Source organism: Pseudomonas syringae group sp. 243L2 (assembly GCF_032587875.1).
GTDB classification, from domain to species: Bacteria; Pseudomonadota; Gammaproteobacteria; order Pseudomonadales; family Pseudomonadaceae; genus Aquipseudomonas; species Aquipseudomonas amygdali.
Genome location: NZ_JAWHPL010000017.1, coordinates 31,437 through 43,343, shown reverse-complemented (window position 1 = coordinate 43,343; position 11,907 = coordinate 31,437). Strand labels below are relative to the sequence as shown.

Annotated in this window: 14 protein-coding genes; 7 read left to right on the top strand and 7 right to left on the bottom strand. The window is 57.3% G+C overall.

Features of this window, described 5'->3' with window-relative positions; genetic code table 11:
* Window positions 1-8: 8 nt before the first annotated feature.
* Window positions 9-368, bottom strand: a complete 360-nt coding sequence (locus RYB66_RS09295) for a PilZ domain-containing protein (protein WP_005745539.1) — start codon at window positions 366-368, stop codon at window positions 9-11.
* A 193-nt stretch (window positions 369-561) separates the two neighbouring features.
* The gene (locus RYB66_RS09290; protein ID WP_002554984.1) at window positions 562-957 is read right to left on the bottom strand and encodes a tetratricopeptide repeat protein; all 396 of its coding nucleotides are present in this window, start codon (window positions 955-957) and stop codon (window positions 562-564) included.
* A gap of 176 nt (window positions 958-1,133) precedes the next feature.
* Between RYB66_RS09290 and pyk the strand changes: the two genes are divergently transcribed.
* Window positions 1,134-2,585 carry a pyruvate kinase gene (gene pyk, locus RYB66_RS09285; protein ID WP_002554985.1) on the top strand — a complete coding sequence of 484 codons (1,452 nt, stop codon included), beginning with the start codon at window positions 1,134-1,136 and terminating at the stop codon, window positions 2,583-2,585.
* Window positions 2,586-2,704: 119 nt separating this feature from the next.
* On the opposite strand, the gene RYB66_RS09280 is transcribed toward pyk, so the two are convergent.
* Window positions 2,705-3,643, bottom strand: a complete 939-nt coding sequence (locus tag RYB66_RS09280) for an iron-sulfur-binding ferredoxin reductase (RefSeq protein WP_316894283.1) — start codon at window positions 3,641-3,643, stop codon at window positions 2,705-2,707.
* Between the two features lie 179 nt (window positions 3,644-3,822).
* Between RYB66_RS09280 and RYB66_RS09275 the strand changes: the two genes are divergently transcribed.
* From RYB66_RS09275 to RYB66_RS09250, 6 genes are all read left to right on the top strand, one after another.
* Window positions 3,823-5,346, top strand: coding sequence for a fumarate hydratase (locus tag RYB66_RS09275; protein WP_002554987.1), 1,524 nt, complete (start codon window positions 3,823-3,825; stop codon window positions 5,344-5,346).
* A gap of 360 nt (window positions 5,347-5,706) precedes the next feature.
* Window positions 5,707-6,195, top strand: coding sequence for an Hcp family type VI secretion system effector (locus RYB66_RS09270; RefSeq protein ID WP_002554988.1), 489 nt, complete (start codon window positions 5,707-5,709; stop codon window positions 6,193-6,195).
* 50 nt (window positions 6,196-6,245) lie between these two features.
* Window positions 6,246-6,746: a type VI secretion system amidase effector protein Tae4 gene (locus tag RYB66_RS09265; protein ID WP_316882796.1), complete on the top strand. Its 501-nt coding sequence runs from the start codon at window positions 6,246-6,248 to the stop codon at window positions 6,744-6,746.
* Window positions 6,746-7,180 (top strand): type VI secretion system amidase immunity protein Tai4, encoded by a 435-nt coding sequence (locus tag RYB66_RS09260; protein ID WP_117140077.1) that lies wholly within the window; start codon window positions 6,746-6,748, stop codon window positions 7,178-7,180. The genes RYB66_RS09265 and RYB66_RS09260 overlap by 1 nt, the downstream gene beginning before the upstream one ends.
* A gap of 28 nt (window positions 7,181-7,208) precedes the next feature.
* Entirely contained in the window at window positions 7,209-7,649 is a 441-nt protein-coding gene (locus tag RYB66_RS09255; RefSeq protein WP_057404439.1) for a type VI secretion system amidase immunity protein Tai4, read from the top strand.
* A gap of 568 nt (window positions 7,650-8,217) precedes the next feature.
* Window positions 8,218-8,451: a DUF6124 family protein gene (locus RYB66_RS09250; protein ID WP_002554991.1), complete on the top strand. Its 234-nt coding sequence runs from the start codon at window positions 8,218-8,220 to the stop codon at window positions 8,449-8,451.
* A gap of 41 nt (window positions 8,452-8,492) precedes the next feature.
* On the opposite strand, the gene RYB66_RS09245 is transcribed toward RYB66_RS09250, so the two are convergent.
* From RYB66_RS09245 to RYB66_RS09230, 4 genes are all read right to left on the bottom strand, one after another.
* Entirely contained in the window at window positions 8,493-9,671 is a 1,179-nt protein-coding gene (locus RYB66_RS09245; protein WP_316894281.1) for a phosphatidylserine/phosphatidylglycerophosphate/cardiolipin synthase family protein, read from the bottom strand.
* A gap of 1 nt (window position 9,672) precedes the next feature.
* Window positions 9,673-10,254, bottom strand: a complete 582-nt coding sequence (locus tag RYB66_RS09240; protein WP_316894279.1) for a YceI family protein — start codon at window positions 10,252-10,254, stop codon at window positions 9,673-9,675.
* A gap of 81 nt (window positions 10,255-10,335) precedes the next feature.
* Window positions 10,336-10,674, bottom strand: coding sequence for a hypothetical protein (locus tag RYB66_RS09235; RefSeq protein WP_005741005.1), 339 nt, complete (start codon window positions 10,672-10,674; stop codon window positions 10,336-10,338).
* Window positions 10,671-11,777, bottom strand: a complete 1,107-nt coding sequence (locus RYB66_RS09230) for a serine hydrolase (protein ID WP_316894278.1) — start codon at window positions 11,775-11,777, stop codon at window positions 10,671-10,673. Before RYB66_RS09230 ends, RYB66_RS09235 begins: the two co-directional genes overlap by 4 nt.
* Window positions 11,778-11,907 lie beyond the last annotated feature (130 nt).

Sequence of the window (11,907 nt, the reverse complement as noted above, 5' to 3'; positions counted from 1 at the left end):
CAGCAGCCTCAGGCTGAGGCTTCATAAAAGGGGTAGAAACAGAAATACTCCCGCAAGAGCTGGACGAACGCCAGGTATTCTGTCGAGACCTGAGACAACTCGAAACCGGAGTCGTAGCTCCCTGGCGTCTCGTCTTCGTGGCTCCAGAGGCACTTGGCGCTAAGATCTATTGATTGCCCGATATTGCCATTCGGCATTTTCAGACACAGATCGAACCTGGCCCCTACCAGAACGGGCAGTTCGCTGATCAGCATCAGCCCTTCCCCGGACACATTCCCCAAACACCCCATCAGCTTGCCAGTATGACGATTGAAGACCTGCAGGTAATCCTGCAATTGGTGCCGTTCTATTTTCCGCTCTTTATACATGGCAGGCTGCCTTCTAAGACCACTGTTGCGATCACGTAACACCGTTCGCTGGCTGCGGACTTCAAAAACGAGGCACTGCGCGATAACCGCCTCGGCCTAGAGCTCTGCAGCTCGTCCACTATGTGATCACAGCCTAGCTCAGAATTTTTCAAAATCCACCCGAACACGGCGCCTGCCATTCAAATGAGGGTAACTATTTTGATACGGGAGCGTTTCGAACAGGTGCAGGGATCGGCCTGGCAGGCTGAGCCTTGGGGTAGAGACCCGTTTGTGCGAGCGTATCGAGCCTGGCCCGTGCACGGAACGCGTATTCGCTCTCTGGATACTGAGTCATCAGGAATTGATAGGTCTGCGCAGCGTCGACATACAGTTTCTGCCGCTCCAGGCACTGGCCACGCAGCATCGACACTTCCGGCTGAACATAACGGCGCGAACGGCTTTGACGCTCGACCTTGGAAAGATCCAGCATGACCCGGTCACAATCACCTTCCTGATAGGCACGGTAAGCGTGATCGAGGTTGGAATTCATCGCCCAGCGGGTGCAACCGCTGAGCGCAGTCAGTAATACAACAATCGTTACAATACGCATGGGACTCTCCTGTTCTCTGCCCTGTATCGGCGTCACAGCCTGTTTCTTCAAGTAAATCGCACACCGACCGTCAGCCGATTGCCCTCCCTGAGAGCAACACGGTAGTGCAAAGGAACAATGACTAAAGACCCAGACAGGAGTAGCCTCTCGCTGCGCTTCAATTAAGGAGTTTGTGCATGACCGTTCGCCGCACCAAAATCGTCGCCACACTTGGCCCTGCCAGCAACTCGCCGGAAGTCATCGAACAACTGATCCTTTCGGGTCTGGACGTTGCTCGTCTGAACTTCTCTCACGGTACTCCGGATGAGCACAAGGCACGCGCCAAACTGATCCGCGAAATCGCCGCCAGACACGGGCGCTTCGTCGCTCTGCTGGGCGACCTGCAGGGTCCTAAAATCCGTATCGCAAAGTTCACCGACAAGCGAATCGAGCTGAAGGTCGGTGACAAGTTCACCTTCTCCACCGCTCATCCGCTGACCAGTGGCAACCAGCAAATCGTGGGTATCGACTACCCGGATCTGGTCAAGGATTGCGGCGTAGGCGACGAGCTGCTGCTCGACGACGGTCGCGTAGTGATGCGCGTCGACACCCAGACGGCTGACGAACTGCATTGCACCGTGCTGATCGGCGGTCCGCTGTCCGATCACAAGGGCATCAACCGTCGCGGCGGTGGCCTGACGGCTCCGGCACTGACCGAGAAAGACAAGCAGGACATCAAGCTCGCTGCCGAAATGGACCTGGATTACCTGGCCGTTTCCTTCCCGCGCGATGCCGCCGACATGGAATACGCTCGCCAGTTGCGCGACGAATCCGGCGGTACAGCCTGGCTGGTCGCCAAGATCGAACGCGCCGAAGCCGTTGCCAACGACGAAGTGCTCGATGAGCTGATTCGCGCCAGTGACGCTGTCATGGTTGCGCGTGGCGACCTGGGCGTTGAAATCGGTGATGCCGAGCTGGTTGGCGTACAGAAACGCATCATCCTGCACGCACGTCGCCACAACAAGGCGGTGATCGTCGCCACGCAGATGATGGAGTCGATGATCTCAAGCCCGATGCCGACGCGTGCCGAAGTGTCCGACGTGGCCAACGCCGTGCTCGACTACACCGACGCCGTCATGCTGTCGGCGGAAAGTGCTGCAGGCTCCTACCCGATCGAAGCGGTTCAGGCGATGGCGCGTATCTGCATCGGCGCTGAAAAGCACCCGACCGGCAAGACTTCCAGCCACCGTATCGGCCACTCGTTCACCCGTTGTGACGAAAGCATCGCGCTGGCGGCCATGTACACCGCCAACCACTTCCCGGGTGTGAAGGCGATCATCGCACTGACCGAAAGCGGCTATACCCCGCTGATCATGTCGCGCATCCGCTCCTCGGTGCCGATCTACGCGTTCTCTCCGCACCGTGGTACTCAAGCGCGTGCAGCGATGTTCCGTGGCGTCTACACCGTGCCGTTCGACCCGGCAGCCCTGCCACCGGGTCAGGTCAGCCAGGCCGCAGTCGACGAACTGCTCAAGCGTGGTCTGGTCGAGCAAGGTGACTGGGTCATCCTCACCAAGGGCGACAGCTACCACACCATCGGTGGCACCAACGGCATGAAGATTCTGCACGTCGGCGACCCATTGGTCTGATAGCAGAACGCTGCAAGCCAAGGCCCCGTCTCGCAAGAGTCGGGGCCTTTTGCATTGTGTATGCCTGACGAATCTTTGTGATTAATCGTGCCGAACGAGAGCTGTGACTAACATGCACCTTATTCCCGCGCCACAAACACATCCGCCAGCAATTGATTACGCGGCAGACCTGCCAGATACAGCCGCTTGGCAAATATCTCCACGCTGTCGGCACTGCCACACAACAACGCCATCGCATGCCGCGACAACAGGCGCAGCTCGGCCAGGGTCGTCTCCAGCGTCTGCACGGTAATCAGTTGAACAAGCAACTGTGGATAACGCTCAGCCAGGGCTTGCAGCTCATTGGCCAGATAGTGCTGCTGGCTGTCATGGGCCAGATGAATCAAGCGGATGGTGCCCTGATGCTCCTGACGCAACGCCTCACGCAATACGCCCCACAACGGGCCCAGCCCGGTACCGGCAGCCAGCAAGAGCAGAGGTTTTTCCTGCCAGTCAGGGTCATAGCGCAGCGCCCCTCCGCGCAGTTCGCCGAGCCTCAACGTGTCACCGACCCGCAGCTGTCGGGCGACGTCGCGGAAGGCCCCGGACTGGTGGCAGTCGATATGAACTTCCAGAAACGGGTCCTCGCCCGGAAGGCTCGCCAGCGAATAAGGCCGGGCGACACCGCTGTCAGTCCACAACACCTGGTGTTGCCCGGCGCTATAGCGCAGAGGTCGCGCAGGCTCCAGACGCAAACGCAGCACGGTCGGGCAGAGCCAGTCGCAGCCCACTACTGTCGCAGGCAGGCCGTCACGCTGCGGGTCAAACACCTCGACAGCCAGGTCACCGACCACTCGGCACTGGCAGGCGAGCCGCCAACCCTGCTGGCGCTTTTCAGCGGGCAAGGCGTCGGGCAACGCGTCCTCAGGCTCGCCTTTGACACAGCGCACCAGGCACGCATGGCAACTGCCGGCACGACAGCTATAGGGAACCGGCACACCGGCATGGTTCAGGGCGTCGAGCAGATTGCTGGCCGATGCCACCGACCAGCTACGCTCACCAACATGCAATTGAGGCATTCAGGCGGCCTGTGCAGAAAATAACGGCGATTGTACAGACTGGCCTGTCGGGCGGGTTATACTGCCGCGCCTTTTTGCGCCCGCTACGGCTAACCTGACAGCTCTGGTTCAAGCCGCAGTTCCAGACTGCCGCCGATAGCGTAATTGAATGTTCCCGTCCTTACAGAGGAGCGCGCCGCATGACCGTGATCAAGCAAGACGACCTGATTCAGAGCGTTGCAGACGCACTGCAGTTCATTTCCTACTACCACCCCGTGGATTTCATCCAGGCCATGCACGAGGCGTATCTGCGTGAAGAGTCGCCTGCCGCTCGTGACTCCATCGCCCAGATCCTGATCAACTCGCGCATGTGCGCGACCGGTCACCGCCCGATCTGCCAGGACACCGGCATCGTCACGGTTTTTGTGCGCGTGGGGATGGATGTTCGCTGGGACGGCGCCACCATGGGCCTGGACGACATGATCAACGAAGGCGTGCGTCGCGCTTACAACCTGCCTGAGAACGTGCTGCGGGCCTCGATCCTTGCCGATCCGGCAGGCGCTCGCAAAAACACCAAGGACAACACCCCGGCTGTTATCCACTACTCCATCGTTCCAGGTAATACCGTGGAAGTGGACGTCGCGGCGAAAGGCGGCGGTTCGGAAAACAAATCGAAGATGGCGATGCTCAACCCGTCCGATTCGATCGTCGACTGGGTCCTGAAAACCGTTCCGACCATGGGCGCAGGCTGGTGCCCACCGGGCATGCTCGGCATCGGCATCGGCGGCACCGCGGAAAAGGCAGCGGTCATGGCCAAGGAAGTGTTGATGGAGTCCATCGACATTCATGAGCTGAAGGCCCGTGGCCCGCAGAACCGCATCGAAGAGATGCGTCTGGAGCTGTTCGAAAAGGTCAACCAGCTGGGCATCGGCGCTCAGGGCCTGGGTGGTCTGACCACCGTGCTCGACGTCAAGATCATGGACTACCCGACCCATGCTGCGTCGCTGCCGGTGTGCATGATCCCTAACTGCGCGGCCACCCGCCACGCGCACTTCGTACTCGACGGCAGCGGCCCTGCCTCGCTGGAAGCGCCGTCGCTGGACGCCTACCCGGAAATCGTCTGGGAAGCTGGCCCATCGGCCCGCCGAGTCAACCTCGACACCCTGACCCCGGAAGAAGTGCAAAGCTGGAAGCCGGGCGAAACCGTGCTGCTCAACGGCAAGATGCTTACCGGCCGCGACGCCGCGCACAAGCGCATGGTCGAAATGCTCAACAAGGGCGAAAGCCTGCCGGTCGATCTCAAGGGTCGTTTCATCTACTACGTCGGCCCGGTTGATCCGGTACGCGAAGAAGTCGTTGGCCCGGCAGGCCCAACCACGGCCACGCGGATGGACAAGTTCACCCGTCAGATCCTCGACCAGACCGGCCTGCTGGGCATGATCGGCAAATCCGAACGCGGCCCGACCGCCATCGAAGCGATCCGTGACCACAAGGCCGTGTACCTGATGGCCGTCGGCGGCGCTGCATACCTCGTGGCTCAGGCGATCAAGAAATCCCGAGTCGTGGCTTTTGCCGAGCTGGGTATGGAAGCGATCTACGAGTTCGAGGTCAAGGACATGCCGGTTACCGTTGCCGTAGACAGCACCGGCGAATCCGTGCACATCACAGGCCCGCAGATCTGGCAGAAGAAGATCAGCGACAGTCTGGCGGTGGAAGTGCAGTAAATTCTGATCTGCAAGACAATAAAAACCCGGCGCAAGCCGGGTTTTTTATGCGGATTAACTTACTGTCCCTGCGATCTTCCAGTGCAATCCGGAATAGACCGTTCAGCCTGTGGCCAATATAACAAGGCAACTTATCCCCGATAAACAATACGACTCACTGGTAATATACATCGCACCCTGCGATCAGTCCGTAATACATTTCAGACAATAAACCGAGACAGTTCGCTACTCCCCAGAGGTTCAATACCCCTTTCTCTCCCTGAAAGACAGATTATTCTTCTGCTGGCTGTAAACCAGTGAGCGCATGAAAAATAAATGTACTTCTCAGGCATACCGCCTGATAAACAGGGAGATTTCAAAATGGCTTTTGACGCCTATATCAAGATAGAAGGCATTCCAGGCGAAGCGCTGGATGACCGCTACAAGGACTGTATCGAGATCACCGGGTATGGCTTCGGCATGCATCAAAGTACTTCCGCCACGGCGAGTTCTTCCGGTGGTGCATCGTCCGGAAGGACTTCCTTGAGTGATTTCTCGTTCACCAAATCACTGGACAAATCGAGCTGCAAGCTCATGGAAACCTTGTGCGCGGGCAGACACCTGAAAGAAGTTGTTTTGTCACTGCATCGTGCAGGCGGAGAAAAGGTCAAATACTTTGAAGTGCTGCTGGAAGAAGTCATCATTTCCAACTACACCCAGCATGCCAACGATGGCATACCCAGTGAAACGATCAGCTTGAATTACGGGAAAATAAAAACCACCTACACACAGCAAAAAAGATCGGATGGTGCCGGTGGAGGAAATGTCTCGGGTGGCTGGAACCGTATCAACAACAAGGTCTATTCCTGATTTTTTAAACGCTCATGCATTGAACCTTACAGAACGATCAGGGAAAGACTATGGCACGGCCATTTTTTACTGCTGCGTGGGCGGCTTCGCAACATATTTATGATCCGGTGGCACCGGAAAAACGAGTGGCAGAGGTGATTGGGGGGCTTGTGGCGAAGGATATAAATAATCCTGATCCTTCGACAAAGTGGAGGAACACCTGTGCTGTGCGATTAAGTTACATCCTGAACTACTCAGGATTGAAAATACCTAAGATAGCTAAACAGACAGTCTCCGGCGCAGATCAGCATCAGTACTTTTTCCGTGTATCGAACCTGAAAAGCTTTTTGGAAACGCACTGGGGCAAGCCTGAGGTCGTCAAATACCCGCCCTCTGACGGCGGAGCGCTTGCAAGAAAAAAAGGAGTTATATTATTTGAAATATCGGGTTGGACAGACGCAAAAGGCCATGCAACGTTATTTGACGGTGACATTTGCTATGACCATTGCTACTTTAACGAGCCCGACGTTAACTACCGTACGGATATGGCAAATTTCTGGAGCTTAGTTTAATGAAGCTCATTGTCACAGCCATCACAGTCTGTCTCGCACTCTTGGCAACCGAGAGCTTCGCACATACAAAATCCTCATCACCAGAGGGCATGCACCGAAGCTATGAACAAAACTTCAAGGACCTGGTCCTTGCTACCTGTATAGCAAACGCTTACGCCTCTGACGTAAAGGTCGGAATTGATGCTGGAAGTAGCGTCACCGCCATTGAGGACTGGGCAAATTACGACTGGGAAGTAGGACCCGATGGAATTCGAGCGCTCGTAAGCAAGTATCTGGCCAGAGATTATACGAACCCCTTAACCGAGTCCGAGATAAAGGGTGTGAAATTTGACCTTTTAAAGTGCTTGGACCTTTACCACAGCAAGGAGCTGAATGCCTTGACAAAAAAAACTGTCGTAAATCCAACACACACCTACATGCAGGACTACAAATAACATCCATATTCACAGGGAGGTTCGTAGAATGAAATCATGTCTTACGGCCCTAACAGCATCTCTGGTCTTAACAACATCCAACAGCTTCGCCTACACCCCCACCTCATCGCCTGAAGGAATGTACAGAACCTTTGAAAAAAACTACAAGGACATGGCACTCGCCACCTGCATAACCACCGCTTATAAATATGATGTGAACGTCGGCATTGACGCGGGCAGTAGTGTCAGCGCGATGCGTGACTGGACCTACTATGACATGGAAAAAAGCCCCCTTGCGGTCAAGGCATTGGTTGAAAAATACCTCGCCAGAGACTACACAAACCCTTTGGCCGAATCCCAGATAAAGGGAATAAAATTCGACCTGCTGAAATGCCTGGACATGTATCACAGCAAGGAACTGGACGCGTTGACGAAAAAGGTCGTGACTCACCCGAATCAGACCTACATGCAGAATATCAAAAAGCCTTAACTACTCTCTTCATGCAACAAGCCTGTCCGGCAAACGCTGCACAGGCTATTTTCATTGCAAGCACTCTACGCCGCACATTATCTGTAGGGCGGAGACACATCATGCTGACTCAATGTAATCCGATAGCTTTTTAACGTCTCCCCTCGGTGATGTACTGCTTGCTGAAATACTGATAAACAGCGCCAGTCACTTCCCGCCTACTCGGCGAACATCCTCAGAAAACCTTTTTCGATAACTCTTGTAAGAATTAACCGCAGGACACCTCCCTTCCATTTGAAGGAAATTTCCGAGAAAATCCCGGCCTCTTGCGCTTGTCTATTCAGGTCTCTAGCCTTCAACGGTCGCTGCCCAATCAGCGATCAGGTTTGGTAGACCTGAGTGACCTGTGCGCAATGCGCCACCTTCTACAGGGCGCATTCTTACGGCCTGCGTTTATGGTGGCCGTGCGCTTGGCGTTTTCGGACGCACCGGCTTGCCTGGTCACCGGTCTACCAACCTGCGTACGGCCGCCACCCTGATCGTTTGGTAGCGAACAGGGCGGCTCCTTCAATGATCAGGAGTTGCAAACATGCCCCATAAAATCGTCCCCGACCCGCCCACCGCCCTGTTCACCGTCAACGCATCCGTCAGCCAGGAAGAAGCGCTCAACTACGCTTCGGATCTGCTGCGCTGCATCATCACGACGGCCTATGAGTCCGGCGACAGCACTCAGGGCACCAGCCGTGATCTGGCGTTTTCGGTATTGCACATGGCCGAGATGGCCAAAGCCATGGTTGACCGCTCACTGGAATGCATCGTTTGACCAGATGACAACCCGGGGCCACGCTCGGCCCCGCGTACACCTCAATTACGCTGATCCAGCAGGTTCACCACCAGCCGGTCGATCCACCCCCACAAGCGCTGTTTGACGCGTCGCCACAGTGGTCTGGCCTTCCAGTCTGCCAGTGTGGTTTCGGCGCTCAGGGCGAAGTCTTTTTCGAAACTGGCGACCACATCGCGGGTCAGCCCTGGGTCCAGGGCTTCGAGGTTGGCTTCAAGGTTGAAGCGCAGGTTCCAGTGGTCGAAGTTGCACGAGCCGATGCTCACCCAGTCGTCGATCAGGACCATTTTCAAGTGCAGAAAACACGGCTGGTATTCGAAGACCTTGACCCCGGCCCGCAGCAAGCGCGGGTAGTAACGGTGACCGGCGTAGCGTACGGACGGGTGATCGGTGCGTGGCCCGGTCAGCAGCAAACGTACATCGACGCCGCGCGACGCTGCCCTGCGCAAGGCGCGGCGGACTTTCCAGGTGGGTAGAAAGTAGGGGGTTGCCAGCCAGATGCGCTTTTGCCCGGTGTTCAGCGTGCGCACCAGCGATTGCAGAATGTCGCGGTGCTGGCGAGAGTCGGCGTACGCCACACGGCCAAGGCCTTCACCGGCTACCGGGGCGGTGGGCAGATGATCCAGACCAAAGTTTTCTTTCGGGCGCCAGGCGAAACGTCGGGCATTGGCGTGAAACTGCCGGTTGAACAACGCTTGCCAGTCAAGAACCAGCGGCCCGGTGATTTCCACCATCACTTCGTGCCATTGGCTGACATCCTTGTCTGGCTCCCAGAATTCATCGTCTGGCTCCCAGAATTCATCGGTTACACCCGTACCGCCGACCACCGCCAGCGTCTTGTCGACCACCAGCAATTTGCGATGGTCGCGGTAGAAGTTGCGCACGCCGCGTCGCCAGTGAATAGGGTTGTAGAAACGCAGAATCACACCGGCATCGGTCAGTTGCTTGCGCAGGCCGGCGTCGAAGGCTTTAGAACCGAAGTCGTCGAAAAGGCAGCGCACGATCACACCACGCCTGCCCGCCTCGACCAGCGCCCGCACGATGGCATCGGCACAGGCCCCGGCTTCGACCAGGTACAGCTCCAGATCAACTTGCTGCTCAGCGCGATCAATGGCGGCGATCATGCGCGGGAAGAACGCAGGACCGTCGATCAGCAATTGAAAGCGGTTGTTTTCACGCCACGGGAAAATCGCACCGTTCATATCAGCGCGCCGTGAAGATCAGGACAGCCCCGACCGGGACTGACAGACTGACCGCCGACAAGCCTGCCGCGTTGCGCAGGGCATTGAAGTCCGAAACCATATCGAAGTCCTGAGCATGAATCACCAGCGGTTCGAGCGTCACAACCTGAAAGCGGCGCTCGTCGAGGCGCGTCGCCAGCAGTTCGGCGTTATAGCTGTGACTCTTGCCGCGCAGGCTGACGGTCAGTGGTAAACGCAATTCCAGTTGCGCGCCGGGGGCAAGGTTATTGATCGGGCGCATGTCGAGCTGGGCATTGATCTGCGCAACGGGAAACTTGTGTACCTGAAACACCTGCTCCCGCAGGCGCTCGTCACGCAGGGGAATACCGGTGCTAATGGACTCCGTTTCGACTTCCACCTCAGCCAGCCCTTTGGGGTCGACCTTGCCATGCAGCACGAGGAAGCGATGCACCTCGGCAATGTCGGCATTTTTGGTTGACGTGAACGAGAGCCGCGACGACTCGTTATCCAGATACCAGTTCGCATGGGCAGGTAACGCCACTGCGGCCAGCATGACCAGCAGCAGGCAATTCATAGTGAGCATGCAGACTCCAGACGTGCAATTGAGGGCCACCTTATCCGCCTGTCTGACCTCTGGCAAACCACGACGTTCGGCAGTAATCCATCAAGGCTCGGATGGCAACAGTCGGCAGCCTTGTCGCTCACCCTGCCACGACGCACTGCTGGTTCGTCCAAGCCCGTTGGCAATGACCTTTTTCTGGCTGCTGTCGTCGATCAGCGCGCTGGGCACGTACTGTTTGACGTAGCCCATGCAATACGCCTCGGAGTTGTTCATGACGTACCTGCACGAGCAGTATTCCTTGGCGGTGTAGGCACTGATGATGGTGGGGAATGCCTGCAGGTTCACGCGGTACTGCCAGGCAAGTACCGCGAGCGCAGCAAGGATCAGCAACAGCAGGCTGCTGAAGGGTCGACGCAGGATGAACATTCGGCGACTGCTCATTGCCCGCCCTCCTTGCCAAAGGCTGCCTGTATGCGCTTGAGCATCTGATTGTGGTCGTAAGTACCGTCGCGGTCATCGGCATAGCGCACGATCACCAGCTTCCGGTCGGGGATCACGTACAGCGCCTGCCCCCAATGGCCCAGTGCGGCAAAGGTATCAGGGGGCGCATCCGGCCACGGCCCCCTGCCGCCATCGGCAGTTCGATTGAGCCACCATTGGCCGCCAGGGACTTCGACGTTGGCATCTATCTGCTCGCCTGCAAACGGCGTCAGCACGAAGTTCATCCATTCCTTGTTGAGCAACTGCCGAGCCTGCCATTGCCCGCCGCGCTGCATCAGCAAGCCGATGCGTGCCAGGTCGCGGGCGGTCATGTAGGCATAGGACGACCCTACAAATGTACCCACGCCATCGGTTTCCCAGACGGCACTGCGGATGCCAAGCGGGTCAAACAGTGCGGTCCACGGATAATCCGCATACGCCTGTGGCCCGACGATATTTTTCAACGCAGCAGCCAGAACCGTGCTGTCGCCGCTGGAATACAGGTACGCCTTGCCGGGGGATCTGGCTGCGCGGTGCTCGGCGGTGAAGCGCGCCATGTCGTCACGCCCACGGGTGTAGAGCATGGCGACTACGGAAGAGTTAAGCGGTGCATATTCGTAATCTTCCTGCCAATTCAGCCCCGAAGCCCAGTGCATCAGGTCTTTGATGGCGATATCGGGGTGCGCCTTGAACGGCGGGTAGAACTTCGCCACTGGATCATTGAGTTGAAAGCGCCCGTCGGTAAACGCCACGCCCAGCACTGTCGCCATCACGCTCTTGCTGATCGACCAGGTCAGGTGCGGAGTTTGCGCTGTGGTCACACCGCCGTAGCGCTCATACACAACTTCGCCATCACGAATCACCAGCAGCGCATCGGTGCGAATGCCCTTGCGTGTGGCGTCGTCACGGGGCGGGAAGGCGTAGGCCTCGAGTTCTTCGATTGCCGCAGATCGCGGCGCAGGCTGAGATGACCATTGCTCTGTCGGCCATGTTTGAGCAACGACGCCCTGGGCACTGAAGCCCAGGATCAAAACCAGACACAGGCGGAAAAATCTACGCGGCATGACAGAGCCTCTACAGAGTAATCCGCATACCGTATCAGGGCTTCGTGACAGTCAGCCATTACCCCGGGACAGGACGCAGAGCGTCCAGAACGGCATACCCACGCGGAGCATAGGCACGATAGTGGTCCTT

Bases quoted from the DNA above. Each gene is read 5' to 3' on its own strand.
- RYB66_RS09295 (WP_005745539.1), bottom strand. From the start codon at position 368: ATGTATAAAGAGCGGAAAATAGAACGGCACCAATTGCAGGATTACCTG.
- RYB66_RS09290 (WP_002554984.1), bottom strand. From the start codon at position 957: ATGCGTATTGTAACGATTGTTGTATTACTGACTGCGCTCAGCGGTTGC.
- pyk (WP_002554985.1), top strand. From the start codon at position 1,134: ATGACCGTTCGCCGCACCAAAATCGTCGCCACACTTGGCCCTGCCAGC.
- RYB66_RS09280 (WP_316894283.1), bottom strand. From the start codon at position 3,643: ATGCCTCAATTGCATGTTGGTGAGCGTAGCTGGTCGGTGGCATCGGCC.
- RYB66_RS09275 (WP_002554987.1), top strand. From the start codon at position 3,823: ATGACCGTGATCAAGCAAGACGACCTGATTCAGAGCGTTGCAGACGCA.
- RYB66_RS09270 (WP_002554988.1), top strand. From the start codon at position 5,707: ATGGCTTTTGACGCCTATATCAAGATAGAAGGCATTCCAGGCGAAGCG.
- RYB66_RS09265 (WP_316882796.1), top strand. From the start codon at position 6,246: ATGGCACGGCCATTTTTTACTGCTGCGTGGGCGGCTTCGCAACATATT.
- RYB66_RS09260 (WP_117140077.1), top strand. From the start codon at position 6,746: ATGAAGCTCATTGTCACAGCCATCACAGTCTGTCTCGCACTCTTGGCA.
- RYB66_RS09255 (WP_057404439.1), top strand. From the start codon at position 7,209: ATGAAATCATGTCTTACGGCCCTAACAGCATCTCTGGTCTTAACAACA.
- RYB66_RS09250 (WP_002554991.1), top strand. From the start codon at position 8,218: ATGCCCCATAAAATCGTCCCCGACCCGCCCACCGCCCTGTTCACCGTC.
- RYB66_RS09245 (WP_316894281.1), bottom strand. From the start codon at position 9,671: ATGAACGGTGCGATTTTCCCGTGGCGTGAAAACAACCGCTTTCAATTG.
- RYB66_RS09240 (WP_316894279.1), bottom strand. From the start codon at position 10,254: ATGCTCACTATGAATTGCCTGCTGCTGGTCATGCTGGCCGCAGTGGCG.
- RYB66_RS09235 (WP_005741005.1), bottom strand. From the start codon at position 10,674: ATGAGCAGTCGCCGAATGTTCATCCTGCGTCGACCCTTCAGCAGCCTG.
- RYB66_RS09230 (WP_316894278.1), bottom strand. From the start codon at position 11,777: ATGCCGCGTAGATTTTTCCGCCTGTGTCTGGTTTTGATCCTGGGCTTC.